At 51.0% G+C, this 21,688-nt stretch carries 25 protein-coding genes and 1 other annotated feature; of the genes, 24 read left to right on the top strand and 1 reads right to left on the bottom strand.

The features are described 5' to 3' along the window. Positions 1–166 precede the first annotated feature (166 nt). The 7 genes from C4S74_RS25190 to pssA all read left to right on the top strand — a co-directional run bounded on the left by C4S74_RS25190 (position 167) and on the right by pssA (position 8,312). Positions 167–628, top strand: a complete 462-nt coding sequence (locus tag C4S74_RS25190) for a CtsR family transcriptional regulator (RefSeq protein WP_103998034.1) — start codon at positions 167–169, stop codon at positions 626–628. 12 nt (positions 629–640) lie between these two features. Further along, entirely contained in the window at positions 641–1,159 is a 519-nt protein-coding gene (locus C4S74_RS25185; protein ID WP_103998033.1) for a UvrB/UvrC motif-containing protein, read from the top strand. 87 nt (positions 1,160–1,246) lie between these two features. Next, positions 1,247–2,275: a protein arginine kinase gene (locus tag C4S74_RS25180; RefSeq protein ID WP_374755414.1), complete on the top strand. Its 1,029-nt coding sequence runs from the start codon at positions 1,247–1,249 to the stop codon at positions 2,273–2,275. Between the two features lie 46 nt (positions 2,276–2,321). Beyond that, entirely contained in the window at positions 2,322–4,769 is a 2,448-nt protein-coding gene (gene clpC / locus C4S74_RS25175) for an ATP-dependent protease ATP-binding subunit ClpC (RefSeq protein ID WP_103998031.1), read from the top strand. 157 nt (positions 4,770–4,926) lie between these two features. After that, positions 4,927–6,294, top strand: a complete 1,368-nt coding sequence (gene radA / locus C4S74_RS25170) for a DNA repair protein RadA (RefSeq protein ID WP_009674513.1) — start codon at positions 4,927–4,929, stop codon at positions 6,292–6,294. 105 nt (positions 6,295–6,399) lie between these two features. Beyond that, complete coding sequence (disA, locus tag C4S74_RS25165; protein WP_042235469.1) at positions 6,400–7,479, top strand: DNA integrity scanning diadenylate cyclase DisA; 1,080 nt, start codon at positions 6,400–6,402, stop codon at positions 7,477–7,479. 86 nt (positions 7,480–7,565) lie between these two features. Continuing rightward, positions 7,566–8,312 carry a CDP-diacylglycerol--serine O-phosphatidyltransferase gene (gene pssA / locus C4S74_RS25160; protein WP_103998030.1) on the top strand — a complete coding sequence of 249 codons (747 nt, stop codon included), beginning with the start codon at positions 7,566–7,568 and terminating at the stop codon, positions 8,310–8,312. Positions 8,313–8,434: 122 nt separating this feature from the next. Here pssA and C4S74_RS25155 read toward each other — a convergent pair whose 3' ends face one another. Continuing rightward, positions 8,435–8,830 carry a DUF1573 domain-containing protein gene (locus C4S74_RS25155; protein WP_103998029.1) on the bottom strand — a complete coding sequence of 132 codons (396 nt, stop codon included), beginning with the start codon at positions 8,828–8,830 and terminating at the stop codon, positions 8,435–8,437. 163 nt (positions 8,831–8,993) lie between these two features. Between C4S74_RS25155 and C4S74_RS25150 the strand changes: the two genes are divergently transcribed. The 17 genes from C4S74_RS25150 to rplL all read left to right on the top strand — a co-directional run bounded on the left by C4S74_RS25150 (position 8,994) and on the right by rplL (position 21,665). After that, positions 8,994–10,040 carry a PIN/TRAM domain-containing protein gene (locus tag C4S74_RS25150; RefSeq protein ID WP_103998028.1) on the top strand — a complete coding sequence of 349 codons (1,047 nt, stop codon included), beginning with the start codon at positions 8,994–8,996 and terminating at the stop codon, positions 10,038–10,040. Between the two features lie 99 nt (positions 10,041–10,139). Then, on the top strand, positions 10,140–10,841 hold the full coding sequence (gene ispD / locus C4S74_RS25145; protein ID WP_181024538.1) for a 2-C-methyl-D-erythritol 4-phosphate cytidylyltransferase: 702 nt from the start codon (positions 10,140–10,142) through the stop codon (positions 10,839–10,841). Between the two features lie 4 nt (positions 10,842–10,845). After that, entirely contained in the window at positions 10,846–11,331 is a 486-nt protein-coding gene (gene ispF, locus C4S74_RS25140) for a 2-C-methyl-D-erythritol 2,4-cyclodiphosphate synthase (RefSeq protein WP_103998026.1), read from the top strand. Positions 11,332–11,382: 51 nt separating this feature from the next. Next, positions 11,383–12,837 (top strand): glutamate--tRNA ligase, encoded by a 1,455-nt coding sequence (gene gltX, locus C4S74_RS25135; protein ID WP_103998025.1) that lies wholly within the window; start codon positions 11,383–11,385, stop codon positions 12,835–12,837. Positions 12,838–13,213: 376 nt separating this feature from the next. Continuing rightward, positions 13,214–13,885 (top strand): serine O-acetyltransferase, encoded by a 672-nt coding sequence (cysE, locus tag C4S74_RS25130; RefSeq protein ID WP_009674501.1) that lies wholly within the window; start codon positions 13,214–13,216, stop codon positions 13,883–13,885. Further along, the gene (cysS, locus tag C4S74_RS25125; RefSeq protein WP_103998024.1) at positions 13,866–15,263 is read left to right on the top strand and encodes a cysteine--tRNA ligase; all 1,398 of its coding nucleotides are present in this window, start codon (positions 13,866–13,868) and stop codon (positions 15,261–15,263) included. The genes cysE and cysS overlap by 20 nt, the downstream gene beginning before the upstream one ends. Continuing rightward, complete coding sequence (locus tag C4S74_RS25120; RefSeq protein ID WP_308458033.1) at positions 15,248–15,847, top strand: Mini-ribonuclease 3; 600 nt, start codon at positions 15,248–15,250, stop codon at positions 15,845–15,847. Before cysS ends, C4S74_RS25120 begins: the two co-directional genes overlap by 16 nt. Positions 15,848–15,874: 27 nt before the next feature. Further along, the gene (rlmB, locus tag C4S74_RS25115) at positions 15,875–16,612 is read left to right on the top strand and encodes a 23S rRNA (guanosine(2251)-2'-O)-methyltransferase RlmB (protein WP_103998023.1); all 738 of its coding nucleotides are present in this window, start codon (positions 15,875–15,877) and stop codon (positions 16,610–16,612) included. Between the two features lie 6 nt (positions 16,613–16,618). Beyond that, complete coding sequence (locus C4S74_RS25110) at positions 16,619–17,131, top strand: NYN domain-containing protein (RefSeq protein ID WP_103998022.1); 513 nt, start codon at positions 16,619–16,621, stop codon at positions 17,129–17,131. A gap of 130 nt (positions 17,132–17,261) precedes the next feature. Next, positions 17,262–17,906, top strand: coding sequence for an RNA polymerase sporulation sigma factor SigH (gene sigH, locus C4S74_RS25105; RefSeq protein WP_009674492.1), 645 nt, complete (start codon positions 17,262–17,264; stop codon positions 17,904–17,906). Between the two features lie 255 nt (positions 17,907–18,161). Continuing rightward, entirely contained in the window at positions 18,162–18,311 is a 150-nt protein-coding gene (rpmG, locus tag C4S74_RS25100; protein WP_082211310.1) for a 50S ribosomal protein L33, read from the top strand. A gap of 18 nt (positions 18,312–18,329) precedes the next feature. After that, on the top strand, positions 18,330–18,542 hold the full coding sequence (gene secE, locus C4S74_RS25095; RefSeq protein ID WP_103998021.1) for a preprotein translocase subunit SecE: 213 nt from the start codon (positions 18,330–18,332) through the stop codon (positions 18,540–18,542). Positions 18,543–18,564: 22 nt separating this feature from the next. Next, entirely contained in the window at positions 18,565–19,098 is a 534-nt protein-coding gene (gene nusG, locus C4S74_RS25090; RefSeq protein WP_009674510.1) for a transcription termination/antitermination protein NusG, read from the top strand. 179 nt (positions 19,099–19,277) lie between these two features. Beyond that, on the top strand, positions 19,278–19,703 hold the full coding sequence (rplK, locus tag C4S74_RS25085; protein ID WP_103998020.1) for a 50S ribosomal protein L11: 426 nt from the start codon (positions 19,278–19,280) through the stop codon (positions 19,701–19,703). A 77-nt stretch (positions 19,704–19,780) separates the two neighbouring features. Beyond that, positions 19,781–20,473: a 50S ribosomal protein L1 gene (gene rplA, locus C4S74_RS25080; RefSeq protein WP_009674490.1), complete on the top strand. Its 693-nt coding sequence runs from the start codon at positions 19,781–19,783 to the stop codon at positions 20,471–20,473. A gap of 59 nt (positions 20,474–20,532) precedes the next feature. Next, positions 20,533–20,682, top strand: a sequence feature (ribosomal protein L10 leader region). Positions 20,683–20,744: 62 nt separating this feature from the next. Beyond that, on the top strand, positions 20,745–21,254 hold the full coding sequence (gene rplJ, locus C4S74_RS25075) for a 50S ribosomal protein L10 (RefSeq protein ID WP_103998019.1): 510 nt from the start codon (positions 20,745–20,747) through the stop codon (positions 21,252–21,254). Positions 21,255–21,299: 45 nt separating this feature from the next. Further along, positions 21,300–21,665 carry a 50S ribosomal protein L7/L12 gene (gene rplL, locus C4S74_RS25070; RefSeq protein WP_009674515.1) on the top strand — a complete coding sequence of 122 codons (366 nt, stop codon included), beginning with the start codon at positions 21,300–21,302 and terminating at the stop codon, positions 21,663–21,665. Positions 21,666–21,688: the final 23 nt, after the last annotated feature.

The raw sequence follows: 21,688 nt of genomic DNA, 5'->3' as shown, positions 1-21,688 counted from the left end.
TTTGCTGTATTTGCATATTTTTCGGGATAGCGTTAAAACTAAAGAGAGGAAGTTCTGCTTAACCGGATATCAGGTACTTGCAAAGTAATATGGAAATGATTATAATTGAGTTAAGGTCAAAGAAAGTCAAAGTCAATTTACTTCTCAACAACGGGAGGCTGAATTGATGCGTAATGTTTCCGAGATTATCGAGCAATATCTAAAGCATATACTGCAGCAAAGCCCCGAAGGGTCCATAGAGATCCAACGGAACGAGCTAGCTGATCAATTCCAGTGTGTGCCGTCTCAGATTAATTATGTCATCAGCACACGATTTACCCTTGAAAAAGGCTACGTGGTCGAAAGCAAGCGCGGAGGCGGAGGCTATATCCGGATTCAGAAGATCGAATTAAACGCCTACGGATCATTGCTGGACACCATCATGACTACCATTCGTGAAAGTATAGATCAAGCGTCTGCCGAAGGATTGATTTACCGCCTGGAAGAGGGCCGGTTGATCAGTCTGAGGGAAGCTGCCATCATCAAAGCCGCAATATCGCGGGATGTGCTTCAGTTTAAGCTTCCTTTGCGGGATGAAGTCCGTGCCCGGATTTTGAAGGCGATGCTGATATCCTTACTGAGCAAATAAGGAGGGGTTGACGTGCTTTGTCAAGAATGCGGCAAACGGCCCGCAACGCTTCATTTTACGAAAATTGTAAACGGTGAGAAGACAGAGTTTCACTTCTGTGAAACGTGCGCCAAAGAGAAGGGAGAATTGATCCCCGGTACGCCGGGCGGTTTCTCCATTCATAATCTGCTTTCGGGTCTGCTCGACTTCGATCCTTCCTCCGGTACTGTTTCAAGCAAAGCTCGTCCTATAAGGTGCGAGCACTGCGGACTTACGTATTCACAATTCAGCAAACTGGGACGTTTCGGCTGCAGCCACTGTTATGAAAGCTTTCAAGATAAGCTGGACCCCCTGTTTAAGCGGGTTCACGGCAATACGCAGCATGTCGGCAAAGTGCCGAAACGCTCCGGACAAGAGATCGAGCAGAAGCGTGAGGTAGAGCGACTCAAGAAAGAACTTCAGACGCACATCGAACAGGAAGAATTCGAGAAAGCGGCTCAACTGCGAGACCGTATTCGCGACCTCGATAAGAAGTCAGCCGGCAGCAGTTAACTTCGACGCCCGCCTCAAACCTTTGAATTTGGAGAAAAGGAGGGTTCCTCTTTGAGACATTTTGTCAAGGAAGCATTAAGCGAATGGATGAAAGGGGACGGTCCCGATTCGGATATCGTGATCAGCAGCCGCATTCGTATAGCACGGAATCTGCAGAATTATCCGTTTCCGATGTTGGCCACGAACCAGCAGTCCGCGGAAGTGCTTGAGAAAGTTTCAGCTGTTCTGGGCAATGAAGACTTAAAAACGATTAGCGACTTTACGCTTGTGCCGCTCTCGGAACTGAATGAACTGGAGCGGAGAATCCTGGTAGAGAAGCATCTGATCAGTCCTAATCTGGCAACAGAATCGCGGAACGGAGCCGTTATCCTTAACGACAACGAATCTATCAGCATAATGGTGAATGAAGAGGATCATATTCGGATTCAATGCCTTTGTCCCGGATTCCAAATTAAAGAGGCCTGGGATTTGGCGAACCAGATTGACGATATTTTCGAATCCCAGCTCGACTACGGCTTTGACGAAAGACGCGGCTACTTGACCAGCTGTCCCACGAATGTGGGAACCGGTATACGGGCTTCGGTCATGATGCATCTTCCCGCTCTTGTTTTGACCCAGCAAATTAACCGAATTTTATCGGCGGTTTCACAGGTTGGCCTGACAGTCCGGGGCCTATATGGCGAAGGTAGTGAAGCGTTAGGGAATTTGTTTCAGATTTCCAATCAGATCACGCTCGGCCAGTCCGAAGATGAAATCATCGATAATCTATATAGTGTAGCCAAACAGATTATCGAACACGAGCGTGCCGCAAGAAGGCAACTCATGCAGGAGTCGAGAATACGTATAACTGACCGTGTCATGCGGTCATACGGAATTCTGACTCACGCTTCGATTATCGATTCCAAGGAAGCGGCACAGCGGTTATCCGATGTCCGCCTTGGCATAGATCTTAATTTAGTGGGGGAAGTTCCCGCACACACCATGAATGAGCTTCTCGTAATGACACAGCCGGGATTTTTGCAGCAAATAGCAGGTGAACTGCTATCTCCCGACGACCGGGATATCCGGCGTGCCCAAATCATTCGGGAAAGATTCAAGCCGTGTCATAACGTTTAATGGTACTATACGACTTTCGTTCGAAATTACAATGGAGGTGCTAAGTATGATGTTTGGAAGATTTACGGAACGTGCACAGAAAGTTCTTTCCCTTGCACAGGAAGAAGCAGTACGCCTGGGTCACAACAATATAGGTACAGAGCATATCCTGCTGGGCCTGATTCGCGAAGGCGAAGGTATTGCGGCTAAAGCGCTGGTGGCTCTCGGACTCGGACTTGAAAAAATTCAGGATGAGGTCGAATCTTTAATCGGCCGCGGACAAGAGCAGCCCTCCAATATCGCTTACACACCGCGTGCCAAAAAGGTCATTGAACTTTCGATGGACGAAGCCAGAAAGCTTGGCCATACGTACGTAGGCACGGAGCATATCCTGCTCGGTCTAATCCGTGAGGGCGAAGGGGTAGCGGCACGCGTGCTGAACAACCTGGGCATTTCTTTGAACAAAGCCCGCCAGCAAGTTCTGCAGCTTCTCGGAAGCAGCGAAGTTGTTTCGAGCAATCACGGCAGCGGAAACAATGTGAACACGCCTACGCTGGACAGTCTCGCGAGAGACCTGACGGCTATCGCCAAAGAAGGCAACCTGGATCCGGTTATCGGACGTTCCAAAGAAATCGAGCGTGTAATTCAGGTTCTCAGCCGCCGCACCAAAAACAACCCGGTTCTGATCGGGGAGCCTGGTGTAGGTAAAACGGCCATTGCCGAAGGCCTTGCTCAAAAGATCATTAACAATGAAATTCCGGAAACGTTAAAAGATAAGCGTGTCATGACGCTCGATATGGGTTCCGTCGTGGCAGGTACTAAATACCGCGGCGAATTTGAAGACCGTCTGAAGAAAATCATGGATGAAATCCGCCAGGCGGGGAACATCATTCTCTTCATTGATGAGCTGCATACTTTGATCGGTGCCGGCGGTGCAGAGGGCGCGATCGATGCTTCCAACATTCTGAAGCCGGCCTTGGCTCGCGGCGAACTGCAGTGCATCGGGGCCACTACGTTGGATGAGTACCGTAAATATATCGAGAAGGATGCCGCTCTGGAGCGCCGTTTCCAACCGATCACGGTGGATCAGCCGACTCCGGAAGAAGCGATCCAAATCCTTCACGGACTGCGTGACCGCTACGAAGCGCATCACCGGGTGAAAATTACCGATGAAGCTATCGAGGAAGCCGTTAAGCTGTCGGATCGTTATATTCCCGACCGTTTCCTGCCAGATAAGGCAATCGACTTGATCGATGAAGCAAGCTCGAAAGTAAGGCTTCACTCTTACACGGTACCGCCTAGCTTGAAAGAGCTGGAACAGAAGCTCGAAAACATCCGCAAAGAGAAAGACGCGGCTGTTCAAAGCCAAGAGTTCGAGAAAGCCGCTTCTCTGCGTGATACGGAGCAGAAGCTGCGCGAAGAACTCGACAGCACGAAGAACGATTGGAAAGAGAAACAGGGACGCATGGATACGGAGGTTACTCCGGACGACATCGCCCAAGTGGTAGCGAGCTGGACCGGAATTCCGGTTCGTAAATTGGCCGAAGAGGAAACCGAACGTCTTCTTAAAATGGAAGATATTCTTCACAACCGTGTAATCGGTCAGGAAGAAGCGGTTAAAGCGGTCAGCCGCGCAATCCGCCGTGCAAGAGCGGGTCTGAAAGATCCGAAGCGTCCGATGGGCTCCTTTATCTTCCTGGGTCCTACCGGTGTAGGTAAAACCGAGCTTGCCCGCGCTTTGGCGGAATCCCTGTTCGGAGACGAAAATGCCGTTATCCGCATTGATATGTCCGAATATATGGAGAAACACTCGACGTCCCGTCTCGTAGGAGCGCCTCCGGGATATGTAGGCTACGAAGAAGGCGGCCAATTGACCGAAAAGGTACGCCGCAAGCCTTACTCCGTTGTCCTGCTTGATGAAATCGAGAAAGCACATCCGGAAGTGTTCAATATCCTTCTGCAAGTGCTGGAAGACGGACGCCTGACAGACTCCAAGGGCCGTACCGTTGACTTCCGCAACACTTTGATCATCATGACGTCCAATGTGGGCGCCGATACGATCAAGAAAAATTCGACTCTCGGCTTTACGGCTGTCCAGGATTCCGGCAAAGATTACAACAACATGAAGGACAAAGTAATGAACGAGCTGAAGAAAAGCTTCCGTCCGGAGTTCCTGAACCGGATCGACGAGATTATCGTCTTCCATTCTCTCGACGAGAAGCACATTGCTGAAATCGTCAGCCTCATGGCCGATGAGCTCCGCAAACGTCTGAAAGAACAGGAAGTCGACTTTATCCTTACCGATAACGCGAAGAACTTCCTGGCGAAGGAAGGTTTTGATCCGAGTTACGGAGCAAGACCGCTCCGCAGGGCGATCCAGAAACACATTGAGGACCGTCTGTCCGAGGAGCTTCTCAAAGGAAGCATTTCCAAGGGCGACTCCCTTACTATAGACGAAAAGGACGGCGAACTAGTTGTGCTTCGGAACGAAGAAGCGATGACGCAGTCCAAGTAAGCCATATAATCAAGCATTTTGCGGTATGCAGTTGTACCGCAAAATGCTTTTTCTTTTGCCAAGTACTTTCATAGCATTCGCAAAAATGGTAAACTTTGAATGACGCTGGAACGGTTTGCCCGTTTTAAGCGTAGAAAGAGAAGGGGAACTTCGCGCCATGAGTAAAACAAAAACGAAATTCATCTGCCAGCAGTGCGGGTATGAAACCCCGAAGTGGCTCGGCAAATGTCCCGGCTGCGGAGCGTGGAACAGCTTTGCCGAAGAAGTAGAGACGGTTGTCAAAACGCAGGGAATGAATTCTTCTTTTCTGCGGACGAAAGAAAAACCGACTCCGATCATAAACATAGAAAGCAGTGTAGAGCAGCGTGTGCTTACGGACAACGGAGAGCTCAACCGCGTTTTGGGCGGCGGCTTCGTACCCGGTTCGCTCATTCTCGTCGGGGGAGATCCCGGCATAGGGAAATCAACGCTGCTCCTGCAAACCTCGCACTCGTTAACCAAAGAGGGGCGGAAGGTTCTATACATCTCAGGCGAGGAATCTATTCGTCAGACGAAACTTCGCGCGGACCGTCTGGACGCCGTTTCGCCGAATCTCTACGTGCTCTGCGAAACGAATATGGAAGTGGTGGAAGAGGCGATTCAGGAAGTCCAGCCGGATTTTCTGGTCATCGATTCCATTCAGACCGTCTACCATCCAAGCGTATCCTCCGCCCCGGGAACCGTTTCCCAAGTACGTGAATGCACAAGCCATTTCATGCGCATAGCTAAGCTTAAGAATATAGCGACGGTTCTCGTCGGCCATGTAACCAAAGAAGGCGCCATTGCAGGACCGCGCCTGCTTGAGCACATGGTGGACTGCGTGCTTTATTTTGAAGGGGAACGGCATCACACCTACCGCGTGCTGCGTGCGGTTAAAAACCGGTTCGGTTCAACGAACGAGATCGGTATCTTTGAAATGCGTGAGACCGGGCTGGCCGAAGTGAGCAATCCGTCGGAGCTTTTCCTGTCCGAGCGCCCGCTTGGCGTAGCCGGATCGACAGTCGTCGCCAGCATGGAAGGAACGAGACCGGTCCTGGTTGAGATTCAGGCGCTCGTCTCGTCAACCAACTTCCCGTCTCCGCGCAGAATGGCTACGGGAATCGACCATAACCGGCTGTCGCTCATTATGGCAGTCTTGGAGAAACGGGTCGGCCTGTTCCTTCAGAGTCAGGACGCTTACTTGAACGTGGCCGGCGGAGTTAAGCTCGATGAGCCGGCTGTCGATCTGGCCGTGGCGATAAGCATCGCCTCCAGCTTTAAAGAACAGCCGACGCAGGCTTACGACGCCGTGTTCGGTGAGATCGGGCTCACGGGAGAGGTCCGCGGCGTATCGCGCATCGACCAGCGGGTCAAGGAAGCGCAGAAGCTCGGCTTCCGGCGCGTTATCATGCCCGAAAAAAGCCTCAAAGGCTGGACGCCTCCGAAGGGCATCGAAGTGGTCGGCGTAAGCACGGTGTCGGAGGCTTTGAAAGCGGCACTGGACTAATCGATGCAGCCGGATTCGCCCGGCCGTGCAAGACGGATCTATTGAAAACAAGGCTAGCGTGAAGACGCTCGGCTAACAGAACGGAAATGCTTCAGGAGGATTAACATGAGCAAAGAAGAAACTAAACGAGACGTCATGAGCCAACTGCTCCAGCTGGTCGCTCCGGGTACGCCTTTCCGCGATGGGCTCGAGAACGTGCTTCGTGCCAAGACGGGAGCCTTGATTGTCGTCGGATGCACTCCGGAAGTCATGGAAATCGTGGACGGCGGATTTTCCATCGACTGCGATTTTACGCCAAACTACTTGTATGAATTGGCCAAAATGGACGGAGCCATCATTTTAAACGAAGATGCCAAGAAAATTTTATATGCGAACACCCAACTGATTCCGAACTCTTCGATTCCATCGACCGAGACGGGGATCCGGCACCGTACGGCCGAGCGGGTTGCCAAGCAGACGAACAAACTGGTAGTGTCTATTTCTCAGAGACGGAATATCATCACCTTGTATCAAGGAAACCTGCGGTATTCTCTCAAGGATATCGGGGTTATTCTGACCAAGGCGAATCAGGCGATCCAGACGATGGAACGGTACAAGACGGAACTGGATCAGTCCTTGATCAATCTGGGTGCTTCCGAGTTCGAAGAGCTTGTGACTCTGCACGACGTCACCAATGCCATTCAGCGGGTGGAGATGGTGCTGCGTATCAAGAATGAGCTCAACAGATACATTACGGAGCTTGGAACCGAAGGACGCCTGATCTCCATGCAGCTCGAAGAACTGGTTGGCAATACGGAACTGGAAGTGCGTCTGCTTCTGAAGGATTATGTCCGGGAACTCAGCGAAGAGAAGATCAAAGATATTTTGCTGGGGCTCAAACGCCTTTCTTCCGAAGAACTGCTCGATCCGCACCATATTATCCGGCTGCTCGGCTATCCGCACACCAACGCCGTATCGGAGGAACTCGTTTCTCCAAGAGGGTTCCGGGTGCTCAATAAAATTCCGCGGCTTCCTTCCATTATCATCAGTAATCTGGTGGAAAAATTCGGTCATTTGCCTCATATCACGGTAGCGACGATCGAAGAATTGGATGAGGTAGACGGAATCGGTGAGGTTCGTGCAAGGGCGATCAAAGAAGGGCTGCGAAGAATTCAGGAGCAAGTATTAATTGACAGGCATATTTAAATTGCATACAATCATAAAGTATAAATATGGGTTGGATCACGTTGTTTTAATGGGGTACAGTATATTTAGAGGTGGACTAAACTAATATGATAACCAAATCGCTTCCTAGCTTGTTTACTGTTGGGAATCTGTTTTTAGGCGTTCTTGCCATTATTCTCGTGTTTAACGAAAGACCGGATACGGCTGCCGTGCTTGTTATCGTGGCTATGCTTCTCGACGGTCTGGATGGACGAGTTGCTCGTGCGCTCAATGCGCAGAGTGAATTTGGCAAAGAGCTGGATTCGTTGTCGGATGTCATTTCTTTCGGTGTAGCACCGGCGTTCATTATGTACGTTGTCGCATTCGGCGATATCCGCCCTGCCGCGGCAGCCTGGGTCGTAACGGCCATATTCCCGATTTGCGGCGCTCTTCGTCTGGCACGTTTTAATGTGGTGGCGGGTACACCGGGTTACTTTATCGGCTTACCTATTCCGGCGGCAGGCGGCATACTTGCAACGCTGGCATTGTTCCACAACGAGCTGAACGTCTATGTTCTGCTGGTCAGCACAGTGCTGCTTTCCTATCTCATGGTGAGCAACGTCAAGTATCCGAACTTCAAGAAAGCGGGCATTCCCAAAGCCGCTATCTGGATTACACCGATTATCGTGATCATTGCCGTTATTATCGGTATCAGCAAACCATCGTTCATTTCCAAAATGATTTTCATACCGCTTGTGATCTATGCGCTCTATGGCTTAAAAAAAAACGTTGATCGCCTCTTCGTTCTTCGCCGCAGAAAGCACAAAAGCCTGGAAACGACCGAAGATCTGGCGAATTCTAAGACTCATCTATAAAAAGAGCAGGGAGCCTAAGCTTCCTGTTTCTTTTTTTGCCGCGAACCGATACTGTGGTGTACAAAAAAAGCATCTATTTTCATCCGGGCTGCGGAGGAGAATACATGCTTTTTTTCTTCTATCTAAGACATATTGAAAAATCCGAGTGTCGAGCATTTTTTCGATTCGTCTTCAAGTACTTTTTCCAAGTTTACATCAAGAAGGTTGCTCAGAGCGGAAAGATAAAAAAGGTGCTTCCCGATTTCAGTGGAAATAGCTTCCATGCAATGTTCGCACAGCTTGCCTTCCAAATGGGTTTGCAGCTCGATTTTAGCTTGATCCAATGTCATTTCAGGAGAGTACTCCTGTTTCTTGGCATTGACTTCAATACAGCCGCATTCGGTAATCGATTTGATGACAGAGCGGTTCACACCGGCATTGGATTGTTGAAATTTGGACAATACATCAAGCAGGCTGCGATGGCGAAGCAGCAGTTCACCAACTTGTTCCTGGAAATCTTTCAGGGACAGGGCACTCATCTCATGCACCTCATTTTAGTTTCGTCTCCATCTCATTATATAGAAATTAGGATAGAGAGGCAATCTGACACCTTCCGTGTGTTTAATCATCCAACATTTGGAACATACTTGTAACAGGGGAAAGGAATCCTCTTACTTTGGATGATGGAGGTGAATCCGTAAGATGAAATGGATTCAATGGATTATTGCCGTCTTAGGTGGTGCACTCGGTTACGGGTGGAGTGATGCCATTATTCAATTATCGGGAATCAACGGTGGAGCGGTTGCGGATTACACGGCGGCCGGAGCTGGCTTTGTCGGGATGTTTATCGTGTCATGGATAGGCATGGGCCTTATTTTAAGACTGATGCAGCGCGGAGAAAACAGCTTGTCGCAAATGCCCGCTTCCGATCTTCTTCCGGCGGCATTCGGTATGATCGCGGGGTTGCTTGCGGCGGTGCTCGTATTCCCGGTGCTTGAACGGGTTCATGTGCTGTTGGCCGCTACGGTTACCGTTCTTCTCGCCGTCATGGGCGGCCGGATCGGCTACGGCAAGAGCGAGGAAATCTCCGATCTTCTGAGCAGCCGGAAAGACGGCGGAAGCGGCAAAGGAAAAATGCCGGAGGAGCATAAGATTCTCGATACGAGCGTGATCATAGACGGACGGATTGCGGACATTTGCAAAACCGGGTTTATTGAGGGGACGCTGGTCATTCCGGAATTTGTCCTTGAAGAGCTTCAGCATATCGCCGATTCCTCCGATTTGCTCAAGCGTAACCGCGGCAGGCGCGGATTGGATATTTTAAATAAGATTCAGAAGGAACTTGATGTGAAAGTTCTTATCTATGAAGGCGACTTCGAAGAAATTTCCGAGGTGGACAGCAAGCTTATCCGGCTCGCGAAGGTGCTTCAAGGCAAAGTAATCACCAACGATTATAACTTGAACAAGGTTTGTGAGCTTCAGGGCGTATCCGTTCTGAACATCAACGATCTGGCGAATGCCGTAAAACCGGTGGTCCTTCCCGGCGAAGAGATTCTGGTCCAGGTCATCAAGGACGGCAAAGAGCATGGGCAAGGAGTAGCGTATCTGGATGACGGAACCATGATTGTCGTGGAAGGCGGACGAGACTTTATCGGCTCCCTGCTTGAAGTAATGGTAACCAGCGTCCTTCAAACGTCAGCGGGACGAATGATCTTCGCGAAGCCCAAGCTCTTGGAAAAAGCGCAATAAAGGGTTATCATAGGGAGAGTATTTCGCTGGGGCTGCAGCTTGTCACGTTACAGCAGAGGAATAAGGCTGCAGCAGCAAAACCCGGTGGTAACCGGAGGTATGCAGGTGAATAAAGTCGGCGTCATCGTCGTTGCGGCAGGCAGAGGTTCGCGAATGCGGACGGCGGAAAGCAAACAATATCTGGAGCTGGCGGGCAAGCCGATTTTGGTACATACGCTGGAGCTGTTCGAGAAGATCGCCCGCATCGATTCCGTTGTGCTGGTGACCGGGGAAGCGGACGTCCCGCGCTGCGAATCGTATGCCGTCCGCTACGGGCTGCATAAAGTCAGCCGGGTCATTGCAGGCGGTGCAGAGCGTCAGGACTCCGTCCGGTCCGGGCTTGAGGCGCTCGGTGCGGATACGCGCTGGGTGCTCGTCCATGACGGCGTCCGCCCGCTCGTTACCGAAGAGCAGGTATGCGCCTGTCTGGACAAAGCCATAGATACCGGTGCGGCGGTGCTCGCCATTCCCGTTAAAGACACGATCAAGGTCGTGAGTGAGGATGGTCAGATCATGTCCACACCCGACCGTAAAAGCTTGTGGGCGATCCAAACGCCGCAGGCTTTTCGGTTTTCTCTTTTAAAGGAAGCGCATGAAGAGGCGGCCCGAGACGGATTTCTCGGCACGGACGATGCCATGCTCGTTGAACGGGCGGGGCATACGGTGCATGTCGTCGAAGGGGACTATGCGAATATTAAAATCACCACCCCCGAAGATCTGCCATGGGCGGAATGGTTGTTAGGCAACAGGAGAGGAGAATAGACGGATGATTCGAGTAGGACAAGGATTTGATGTGCATCAGTTGGCGGAGGGCCGCCCATGTATTATCGGAGGTGTTACGATTCCGTATGAGAAGGGACTGCTGGGGCATTCGGATGCGGATGTGCTGCTTCACGCGATTACGGACGCGATCCTGGGCGCGCTGGGTTTGGGCGATATCGGCAAGCATTTCCCGGATACGGCTGCCGAATTCAAGGATGCGGACAGCCTGGTGCTGCTGAAGCGGGTCTGGTCCCTGGCCAGAGAACGCGGTTACCGGCTCGGCAACGTGGATTCCACCATTATCGCACAGAAGCCCAAAATGGCTCCGTATATTCCGCAAATGGCGGAAATTATTGCCCGGGCGCTGGATGCGGAACTGGAGCAGGTGAACGTGAAAGCGACCACTACGGAGCAGCTCGGCTTTACGGGAAGAGGCGAAGGAATAGCGGCGCAATCGGTTGTTTGTTTGATAAAAGGTGTGCTATCATAAATTATTATTTCAAAGGATCCCGTAAGGGAAAACGGAAGAGAGGCTAATACCATGAGTACCCCACTCCGCGTACGTTACGCACCGAGTCCGACCGGACATCTTCATATCGGTGGAGCCCGTACCGCTTTATTCGATTATTTGCTTGCCCGTAAAAACGGCGGCCAATTCGTGGTCCGCTTCGAGGATACCGACCAGACCCGCCATGTCGAGTCCGGCGTACAAAATCAGCTGGACGGCTTAAGCTGGCTGGGACTGAATTGGGACGAATCCGTCGATATCGGCGGGCCGTACGCTCCTTACCGTCAGATGGAACGTCTGGGCCTGTATCAGCCGTTTATCGATCAGCTGCTGAACGAGGGGAACGCGTATCACTGCTACTGCACCGAGCAGGAGCTCGAGCGCGAACGGGAAGAGCAGGAAGCGCGCGGAGAAACTCCGCAGTATTCGGAAAGATGCCGCCACCTGACCGCCGAGCAGAAGGCGGAGTTCGAAGCGGAAGGGCGCAAGCCTTCTATCCGGTTCCACGTACCGAAGGATAAGATTATAGCATTCAAAGATAAAGTGCGCGAAGAGGTCGAATTCGAAACGAACGGAATCGGCGACTTTATCATCGTCCGTCCCGACGGAATTCCGACCTATAACTTTGCCGTTGTACTGGACGACCATCTCATGAAAATCTCCCTCGTCATCCGGGGCGAGGAGCATCTGACGAATACACCGCGCCAGATCATGCTGTATGAGGCACTCGGTCTGCCGGTACCGGATTTTGCGCATCTTTCGCTGATCCTCAACCCGGACCGTAAAAAAATGAGCAAGCGCGACGAGTCTATCATTCAATTCGTACAGCAGTACAGCGAATTGGGTTACCTGCCGGAAGCGGTTGTGAATTTCATCGCTTTGCTGGGCTGGTCTCCCGGAGGCGAAGTGGAGATGTTTACGCTGGACGAGCTGGTGGAACAATTCGATCTGGACCGCGTTTCCAAAAGCCCGGCCGTTTTCGATATGGACAAGCTCAACTGGATGAACAATCATTACATCAAACAGGCGCCGCTTGATCGAATCGCCGGACTGGCTATTCCTCACCTTCAGAAAGCGGGACTTATATCTGCGGAGCTGTCGGAAGACCAGCAGCGCTGGGCAACCGAACTCGTCGGATTGTATCAGGAGCAGCTTCGTTACGCTGCGGAGATCGTCGATCTCGCCGAGCTGTTTTTCCGGGAAAAGCTGGCTTTCGACGATGAAGCGGCCGCGCTGCTTGCCGAGGAGCATGTGCCGGCCGTGGTGCAAAGCTTCTTGAAGCAGGTGGAAGGGGCCGACAGCCTGGCGCCGGAAAATGTGCAGAAGCTGCTCAAAGCCGTGCAGGCGGAAACCGGCTATAAGGGCAAGCAGCTCTTTATGTCCATCCGCGTAGCTTTAACGGGACAGATGCACGGAAGAGACCTGAACATGACCATCCATCTGCTGGGCCGCGAAAAAGTACAGGAACGGCTTCGCGCCTTATTGTAAAGCTGTCTCTTTTGAGCTATACTGATACCAACTTTATACGTTTATGAACAGCGCCGAACAGGAGAGTACCCATAAGACGGAATCTCCAGAGAGGATAACCGAGCGGCAACCCCGCAAGGCTGAAAGTTATCCGATCCCTTTATGAGGAAATGCACCTGTGAGCTGCTGCGCCGAATGATGGCTTGTCCATTTGTAGGTTCAGCCGGATCGTACCCGTTAACAGCGCAGAGTTGGGAGACTTCACAGTCACCAAGCAGAGTGGAACCGCGATTATACGCCTCTGCAGCCTTAGGGCTGCGGGGGCTTTTTGATTTTTTTGCCAGGAGCAGTTGGTAGGAGCTAAGCATCCCAGAAACGAATAAGAAGGTGATGAACCTTGTGGAAAACCATACGTTCTGATATAAAAGCCGTCTTCGACAATGATCCTGCCGCCCGAAGCTGGTTCGAGGTTGTGTTTACTTATTCCGGGCTCCATGCCATTTGGGCGCACCGGATTGCTCACTGGCTCTACACCCGCAAGTTATTTGCGGCGGCACGTATCATTTCGCAGTTCAGCCGCTTTATGACAGGCATAGAAATCCACCCGGGAGCCACAATCGGCGAGAGGCTGTTTATTGATCACGGGATGGGGGTAGTGATTGGCGAAACGTGTGAAATCGGCAATGACGTTATTCTTTATCAGGGAGTCACCCTCGGCGGAACGGGAAAAGAAAAAGGCAAGCGGCATCCGACGATCGGCAGTAAGGTCGTTATCTCCTCGGGAGCCAAAATATTGGGCTCCTTCAAAGTGGGAGACAATGCAATGATCGGGGCCAATGCGGTCGTGCTTAAGGAAGTTCCCGCGAACTCTACGGTAGTAGGCATTCCCGGAAAGATTGTCAAAAGGGACGGAATCCGGGTTAACCGGCTGGATCACGGCAACGTGCCCGATCCTGTACTTGATCTTTGCCGCACTTTACAGGTGCAAATCGACGAATTAAGGGAACAATTAGAAGAAGAGAAGATCAAGAATGGAGGCGTTAGGGAGCATGACACTCAGAATGTTTAATACGATGACAAGAGAAAAAGAAGAATTTAAACCTCTTGAACCGGGCAAGGTGAAAATGTACGTGTGCGGCCCGACCGTATATAACTTTATTCATATCGGCAACGGACGCCCGGCGATTTTCTTCGATGTCGTCCGCCGCTATTTAACCTATATCGGTTACGAAGTGACCTACGTGGTGAACTTTACGGACGTGGACGACAAGCTGATCCGCAAAGCGGAAGAGACGGGGGAGACTGTCCAGGAGCTGGCCGACCGTTTTATCGCCGCTTATATGGAAGACATGAAAACTCTCCGTATCGAGCCGGCGACTATTCATCCACGGGTCACGGACAACATGGAGATCATCATCACCTTCATTAATTCGCTGGTACAGCAGGGCTTCGCCTACGAAAACGGCGGGGATGTGTACTACCGGACCTCCCGTTTTAAGGAATACGGAAAGCTGTCGCATCAAAATTTGGATGAGCTTCAGTATGGTATCCGCATTGAGGTGGATGAGCGTAAGGAAAATCCGCAGGATTTCGTCCTTTGGAAAGCGGCGAAACCGGGTGAAGTGTTCTGGTCCAGTCCTTGGGGCAACGGACGTCCGGGATGGCACATCGAGTGCTCCGCTTTGGTGCACAAATATCTGGGAGAGTCGATTGACATTCACGGCGGCGGCGTCGATTTGACGTTCCCGCACCATGAGTGCGAAATTGCCCAGACCGAAGCCATTACCGGCAAGCCGATGGCGAAATACTGGCTGCACAACGAATTTCTCAATATCGATAACGAAAAAATGTCTAAATCCCTCGGCAACGGAGTGCTGATCCGTGAGATCGCCAAAAAGATCAAGCCGGAAACGCTCCGCTTTTTCATGCTGTCCTCCCATTACCGGAATCCGCTTAATTTCAGCGAAGACGGACTGACGCAGGCGGGCAACGGACTGGACCGTATCCAGAATTGTGTGATCAACCTGAAGCACCGGCTCGGCATCGCTCAGGAAGATGCACTGGACGATCAGGTGGAGGCACGCGTGAAAGAAATCGAAACCCAGTTTATTTCGAAAATGGACGATGATTTCAACACTCCGGATGCGATTACCGCTGTTTTCGATCTCGTCACGGAAGCTAACCGTGTGCTTCAGCAGGAGCGGGTATCCGCGGCTACGCTCAGACTGATTATGGGACGCTTCCGTAACTTCGATTCCGTACTCGGCATTCTGGCAAGAGAAGAAGATGAGCTGCTGGACGAGGAAGTCGAAGGGCTGATCGAAGAACGCAATGAGGCGAGACGGGCGAAAAACTGGGCGCGCGCCGATGAAATCCGCGACCTGCTTACCGAGAAGGGCATCTTTCTCGAGGATACACCGCAGGGCATCCGTTGGCGCCGGAAATGAATTCTCCCGACAAGTTGAGCCCGCAGCTGTTCCGGTACCCGCCTTCCCAGAAGCCGGAACTCCTTAACCCGCTGGTCCTGGCTTACGTGGGGGATGCCGTATATGAGATGTTCATCCGTCAATACGTCATTTCCATGCCCAGCCAGCGTCCGAATCACCTGCACCGAACGGCTACACGCTACGTATCGGCCAAAGCGCAGTCGAGAGCTCTGCAGGCGCTTCTTCCTCTCCTTACGGAGGAAGAAACGAACATCGTTAAACGCGGGCGCAACGCCAAATCCGGCTCGACGGCCAAAAACGCGGATGTGCTGGAATACCGGCACAGCACCGCATTCGAAACCCTGATCGGCTATTTGTACTATAAGCAGGCGTATGAACGCCTGAACTATATCATGCAAGCCTCGCTGGAGCCGGAGAAAATTGCGGCTTTGACGGCTTCTCAGCCCGAAGCGGGCGCAGCTTCGAATCAACCCGGCGGTACGGATACCGGCATGGAAAAGATTCAAGCCGGCGTTTCCGGAGGTACGAAGGCGTCCGAAAGCGCTCCAGATCGGCAAGCGCCGTCCGATGCAAACAAACTTTAAGCAGAATTCAATGTAGGAGGCACGACCATGGAAGAATACATCGGCGGTAAACACTCGGTGCTCGAAGCGCTGCGCTCCGGCCGCACCATTCATAAAATATGGCTGAGCGAGTCCGCCCAGAAGCAGCTGGCCCAGCCCGTTGCCGCGGAAGCCAAGAAGCTTGGCGTTATCGTGCAGACAGCCGACAAGCGCAAGCTCGACCAGCTTGCTCCGGATTTGCAGCACCAGGGTGTCGTCGCCCAGGTGGCGGCTTATGACTACGTCAGCGTGGAAGACATTCTGGCACGCGCCGAGCGCAAAGGAGAGGATCCGTTCATTCTGATCCTCGACGAGATCGAGGATCCGCATAATCTCGGATCCATTCTCCGTACGGCGGACTGCACCGGCGTGCACGGTGTCATCATTCCGAAGCGGCGTTCCGTCGGCTTGACCGCAACCGTATCGAAGACATCGGCCGGAGCGGTGGAATATGTGCCCGTAGCCCGCGTGACGAATATTTCCCAGACCATCGGCGATCTGAAAGAACGCGGTGTCTGGGTAGCGGGCACGGACGTGACTGCGGCCGAAGACGTATACCGCAGCAATTTTAAAATGCCGCTGGCTCTGGTCATCGGCAACGAAGGCCGCGGAGTCGGTCGCCTGATTAAAGAATCGTGCGACTTTCTCGTGAAGCTGCCGATGCACGGACGAGTGAATTCGCTCAATGCATCCGTAGCCGCCGGAGTATTGATGTACGAGGTAGTCAGACAACGTACGACGGGATAACCTCGTATGAAAGAATTCCTGATTGTGGACGGCTACAATATCATCGGGGCCTGGCCCGAACTGAAGCAGCTGCGCGACCGCAGTCTGGAAGAGGCGAGAGACAGGCTCATCACCATATTGGCGGAATATCAGTCTTTCTCCGGCGTAAAGGTTTATCTGGTTTTTGACGCGTATCAGGTTCCGGGACTCGGCAAAACCTACGTGCAGAGCAGGCTCAGCGTTCTGTATACGAAAGAAAAGGAAACGGCCGACGAACTGATCGAGCGTCTCGTTACCGAACTGACCGGCCGGCGCCGTCAGATTTACGTGGCGACCTCGGATATGACCGAGCAGCATGTGATATTCGGCAAAGGCGCGCTCCGGCTTCCGGCTTCCGAGCTTTTCGTCAAAATCAAACAGAGCCGCACGGAAGTCCGCAAACGTATCCGGGAAGAGTCCGAGAGCGGCCGAAACACCTTTGACAGCAAGCTGAACGAGGAAGTGCGGGAGATCTTCGAGAAATGGAGACGGGGAAAGTAACATCAGACACATTTGAAAAAGTCTGGAAAAAGAATGTCCGTTTGCATTGACGATGTAAGATTACATAATGTATACTTATCCTATCCTTTTTTAGCAAAATTGGTAGTTTTGCAGGCCGGAGGGATTGTTGGTGAGTGTCGACCTCAAAGAGCTTAGAATGACCGATTACGATCTCAAGACTGACGAAGACATCGTCGACGCTGTCCATTGCGGCAACAGCGATGCGCTGGAGTATCTGATCAACAAGTATCGCAATTTTGTGCGCGCTAAAGCCCGTTCGTATTTTCTCATCGGCGCTGACCGCGAAGATATCGTGCAAGAAGGCATGATCGGTTTATATAAATCGATTCGTGATTTCCGTGGAGACAAGCTATCGTCATTCAAAGCGTTTGCAGAGTTGTGCATTACGCGGCAGATCATTACGGCTATTAAAACGGCGACCCGCCAGAAGCATATCCCGCTTAACTCTTACGTTTCGCTGGACAAGCCTATCTACGACGAGGATTCAGACCGTACGCTGCTGGACGTCATTTGCGGCTCGAAGGTAACGGACCCTGAAGAACTGATTATCAATCAGGAAGAATTCAGCGGACTCGAAGACAAGATGGGCGAGATTCTGAGCGACTTGGAACGCCGTGTGCTTATGCTCTATTTGGATGGAAGATCTTATCAGGAAATTGCGGTAGATTTGGACCGCCACGTGAAGTCGATCGACAACGCGCTGCAGCGGGTCAAACGCAAGCTGGAACGTTATTTGGAAGTACGCGATCTATAGATGAGGCACCCTTTCGGTGAATGGGTGTTTTTATTTTTGTCGTCGGCCGGTAATGGAAATAAGGCACGTTTAAGGGAATGTAGGCTGGTCGATAATGAGGAGAGAACCCGGGTCGAGAAAGGGTTTTTTGCTGTGCGCGGGGCAGGATGTTATCCTTGACACCCCATACCGGTTATGTTAAAGTATTGCAGGTAGCCCTATCGCTTTTTTTTTGTGCGCAAAAAAGGGTATATCTTGATACGGGAGGTGTAACACATGCGAGTTGTTATGACGCTAGCTTGTACAAACTGCAAGCAACGGAACTATACTTCCAACAAGAACAAGCGTAACCATCCAGACCGTATGGAGTTCAAGAAATTCTGCAAATATTGCAATGAACATACCGCTCATCGCGAAACCAGATAGTCTGTGGAGGTGTAGTGCGTGGCTTTCTTAGCTAAAATGAAGCAGGGTTTCGGCTCCTCGTTCTCGTTTTTTACTGAAAGCTGGAGCGAACTGAAGAAGGTCAAGTGGCCAACACGCAAGGAAATGATCAGCTATACGACCGTGACCCTTGTAACGGTGGCTTTCGTGACTGTCTATTTTTTCTTGCTCGACCTGGGGATCTCTGAGTTGCTGCGGCTTGTCTTCAAATAAATTCAGGAACTAGGTGGCAAATATGGAAAAGAGATGGTATGTCGTTCATACCTATTCAGGTTACGAGAACAAAGTTAAAGCAAATTTGGAGAAGCGCGTTGAATCTATGGATATGGCGGACAAGATCTTCCGCGTACTCGTACCCATGGAGGAAGAGCTGGTAAACAAAGACGGCAAGAAGAAAACCGTCATGCGTAAAGTTTATCCCGGATACGTGCTCGTAGAGATGATTCAAACCGACGATTCCTGGTATGTTGTCCGCAACACGCCTGGCGTAACCGGCTTTGTAGGCTCAACGGGTTCCGGCTCTAAACCGACTCCGCTGCTTCCGGAAGAAGTCGAATCTATTCTGAAGCATATGGGAATGGAAGAACCGAAACCGAAGATCGATTTCGATCTGAAGGAAACGGTTCGCGTGAAGGTAGGTCCTTTTGCGAATTTCGTCGGCACCGTCGAAGAAATTATTGCAGACAAGAGCAAGCTCAAGGTTCATGTCAACATGTTTGGTCGAGAGACTCCGCTGGAGCTTGAGTTCCATCAAGTGGAGAAACTGTAGACTGCATCGATTCAAATCCCTCTATTGAGGAAGTTTCTCTTGCGGAATCAGGTTGCTGATTCTGGCTGGTTCCTTAAGAAAAGCTTAGCCAGATCTGTTTCTTTCGCGGATGGGCTTTTGCTGGTGGGAGGGAAATGATCCCGTCGAACCACACTACGTGCAAGGAGGTGTCATCACACATGGCAAAAAAGGTAATTAAAATGGTGAAACTGCAGGTTCCTGCAGGGAAAGCGAATCCGGCTCCGCCAATCGGTCCTGCTCTGGGTCAAGCTGGCGTGAACATTATGGCTTTCTGTAAGGAGTTCAATGCTAAGACTGCTGATCAAGCGGGTCTGATCATTCCGGTTGTTATCACTGTATTCGAGGACCGTTCGTTCACATTCGAAACGAAAACGCCTCCGGCAGCCGTACTTCTTCGTATCGCAGCTGGTGTCGAAAAAGGTTCCGGCGAACCGAACAAGAAGAAAGTTGCAACGGTTAAGCGTGCGAAAGTCCGCGAAATCGCTGAAACGAAAATGCCTGACCTTAACGCTGCATCCGTAGAGGCTGCAATGCTGATGGTTGAAGGTACTGCTCGCAGCATGGGCATCACGATCGAAGACTAATTCGATTCGTAGGCTTCCCCGGGAAGCCGCAAAACAGTGGGAGGGCAATCCGTTACGACCACAGAGGAGGAATACAAATGGCTAAACACGGTAAGAAATATAACGAAGTGGCTAAGCAGGTTACTGCCGATGCACTTTATGAGCCGGCTGAAGCGATTGAGCTTGTTAAGAAAACAGCTCCGGCGAAATTTGATGAAACAGTTGATATTGCTGTTCGTCTTGGCGTTGACCCAAGAAAACAGGACCAGGCTGTCCGCGGCGTAGTTGTACTTCCGCACGGTACTGGTAAAACTAAGCGCGTCCTCGTATTCGCGAAAGGCGACAAAGCTAAAGAAGCAGAAGCAGCCGGCGCTGATTTTGTAGGCGATCAGGATATGATCAACAAAATCCAGCAAGGTTGGTTCGAATTCGATGTTTGCGTAGCTACTCCTGACATGATGAGTGAAGTTGGTAAGCTCGGACGTCTGCTCGGTGGTAAAGGCCTTATGCCTAACCCTAAAGCAGGTACCGTAACTTTCGACGTTACCAAAGCTGTTCAAGAGATCAAAGCCGGTAAAATCGAATACCGCCTGGATAAAGCAGGACAAATTCATGCTCCACTCGGCAAAGTATCTTTCGACGCTGACAAGCTCTCCGAGAACTTCAAAGCGCTGATCGACGCACTGCTCAGAGCGAAACCTGCCGCTGCTAAAGGTGTATACCTGAAAAGCGTTGCAATTTCCTCCACAATGGGCCCGAGCGTTCGCGTGAACCTTCAATCCTTCAGATAAGTTATTTTACGGTTGACATCTTGTGTCGAACGTGATAACATAACTGAGGTCGTTAGTTTAACAAACGAATATATAGACCGTAGACAGCAGGTGCCGATGGGAGCATCCCAAACAGCTTAATGTCCTGCCGAGGTGTTATGATATAAGTTCGGGTTATACCGGAAGTGTCATGCCTTCGTAGAGTCTACGAAGGCATTTCTTATGCTTAGGCAGCGGAAATGCTTGCAATAGATTCGGTGAAAACCAGATTGACAAGAAGTGAGGTGTACCTATGGCAAACGCAAAGATTTTAGCAGAAAAAGAGCAGATCGTATCCGACTTGTCGGACAAACTACGTGCAAGCTCCTGCACAATCGTAACAGACTATCGTGGACTTAACGTTGCGCAAGTAACGGAACTTCGTAAGCAACTACGTGAAGCAGGCGTAGAATTCCAAGTTCTTAAGAACTCGATGGTAAGACGTGCAACTGCTAACGCTGAGCTGACGGAACTGGATGAACATCTGACAGGTCCGACTGCTATCGCGTTTAGCAATGACGACGTTATCGCTGCAGCGAAAATCCTTAACAACTTTGCTAAGAAAAACGAAAGCCTGAGCATTAAAGCAGGCGTTGTTGAAGGTAAAGTTGTGGATGTAACTCAAATCAAAGCGCTGGCTGATCTGCCTTCCCGCGAAGGTCTTCTGTCCATGCTCCTCAGCGTGCTTCAAGCACCTGTTCGCAACTTCGCTCTTGCGGTTAAAGCTGTGTCTGAAAAGCAAGAAAGCGGAGCGGAAGCTTAATTTTTACCCAAAAATCATTCGAATGAATATAATGGAGGTTTAACCATGAGTAACGAGCAAATCTTGGAAGCCATTAAAGGCATGACAGTTCTGGAACTGAACGATCTGGTTAAAGCAATCGAAGAAGAATTTGGCGTCACTGCTGCAGCTCCAGTTGCAGTAATGGGCGGCGCTGCTGGCGGTGCTGAAGCTGCTGAGCAATCCGAGTTCGACGTAATCTTGAACAACGCTGGTGCTTCCAAAATCAACGTTATCAAAGTTGTTCGCGAAATCACTGGTCTTGGTCTGAAAGAAGCAAAAGACCTGGTTGACAACGCACCGAAGCCTATCAAAGAAAAAGTAGGCAAAGAAGAAGCAGAAGCAGTAAAAGCAAAACTCGAAGAAGCTGGCGCTTCTATCGAAGTGAAATAATTTTGCTTTACACGAGAAACCTC

Origin of the sequence: Paenibacillus sp. UNC499MF, from assembly GCF_900107975.1 — a bacterium.
Classification (GTDB): Bacteria; Bacillota; Bacilli; order Paenibacillales; family NBRC-103111; genus Paenibacillus_F.
Note: the sequence above shows the minus strand (reverse complement) of the source record. Positions and strands in the feature narration are given on the sequence as shown.

Bases quoted from the DNA above. Each gene is read 5' to 3' on its own strand.
- C4S74_RS25190 (WP_103998034.1), top strand. From the start codon at position 167: ATGCGTAATGTTTCCGAGATTATCGAGCAATATCTAAAGCATATACTG.
- C4S74_RS25180 (WP_374755414.1), top strand. From the start codon at position 1,247: ATGAAAGGGGACGGTCCCGATTCGGATATCGTGATCAGCAGCCGCATT.
- clpC (WP_103998031.1), top strand. From the start codon at position 2,322: ATGATGTTTGGAAGATTTACGGAACGTGCACAGAAAGTTCTTTCCCTT.
- radA (WP_009674513.1), top strand. From the start codon at position 4,927: ATGAGTAAAACAAAAACGAAATTCATCTGCCAGCAGTGCGGGTATGAA.
- disA (WP_042235469.1), top strand. From the start codon at position 6,400: ATGAGCAAAGAAGAAACTAAACGAGACGTCATGAGCCAACTGCTCCAG.
- pssA (WP_103998030.1), top strand. From the start codon at position 7,566: ATGATAACCAAATCGCTTCCTAGCTTGTTTACTGTTGGGAATCTGTTT.
- C4S74_RS25155 (WP_103998029.1), bottom strand. From the start codon at position 8,830: ATGAGTGCCCTGTCCCTGAAAGATTTCCAGGAACAAGTTGGTGAACTG.
- C4S74_RS25150 (WP_103998028.1), top strand. From the start codon at position 8,994: ATGAAATGGATTCAATGGATTATTGCCGTCTTAGGTGGTGCACTCGGT.
- ispD (WP_181024538.1), top strand. From the start codon at position 10,140: ATGCAGGTGAATAAAGTCGGCGTCATCGTCGTTGCGGCAGGCAGAGGT.
- ispF (WP_103998026.1), top strand. From the start codon at position 10,846: ATGATTCGAGTAGGACAAGGATTTGATGTGCATCAGTTGGCGGAGGGC.
- gltX (WP_103998025.1), top strand. From the start codon at position 11,383: ATGAGTACCCCACTCCGCGTACGTTACGCACCGAGTCCGACCGGACAT.
- cysS (WP_103998024.1), top strand. From the start codon at position 13,866: ATGACACTCAGAATGTTTAATACGATGACAAGAGAAAAAGAAGAATTT.
- rlmB (WP_103998023.1), top strand. From the start codon at position 15,875: ATGGAAGAATACATCGGCGGTAAACACTCGGTGCTCGAAGCGCTGCGC.
- C4S74_RS25110 (WP_103998022.1), top strand. From the start codon at position 16,619: ATGAAAGAATTCCTGATTGTGGACGGCTACAATATCATCGGGGCCTGG.
- rpmG (WP_082211310.1), top strand. From the start codon at position 18,162: ATGCGAGTTGTTATGACGCTAGCTTGTACAAACTGCAAGCAACGGAAC.
- nusG (WP_009674510.1), top strand. From the start codon at position 18,565: ATGGAAAAGAGATGGTATGTCGTTCATACCTATTCAGGTTACGAGAAC.
- rplK (WP_103998020.1), top strand. From the start codon at position 19,278: ATGGCAAAAAAGGTAATTAAAATGGTGAAACTGCAGGTTCCTGCAGGG.
- rplA (WP_009674490.1), top strand. From the start codon at position 19,781: ATGGCTAAACACGGTAAGAAATATAACGAAGTGGCTAAGCAGGTTACT.
- rplJ (WP_103998019.1), top strand. From the start codon at position 20,745: ATGGCAAACGCAAAGATTTTAGCAGAAAAAGAGCAGATCGTATCCGAC.
- rplL (WP_009674515.1), top strand. From the start codon at position 21,300: ATGAGTAACGAGCAAATCTTGGAAGCCATTAAAGGCATGACAGTTCTG.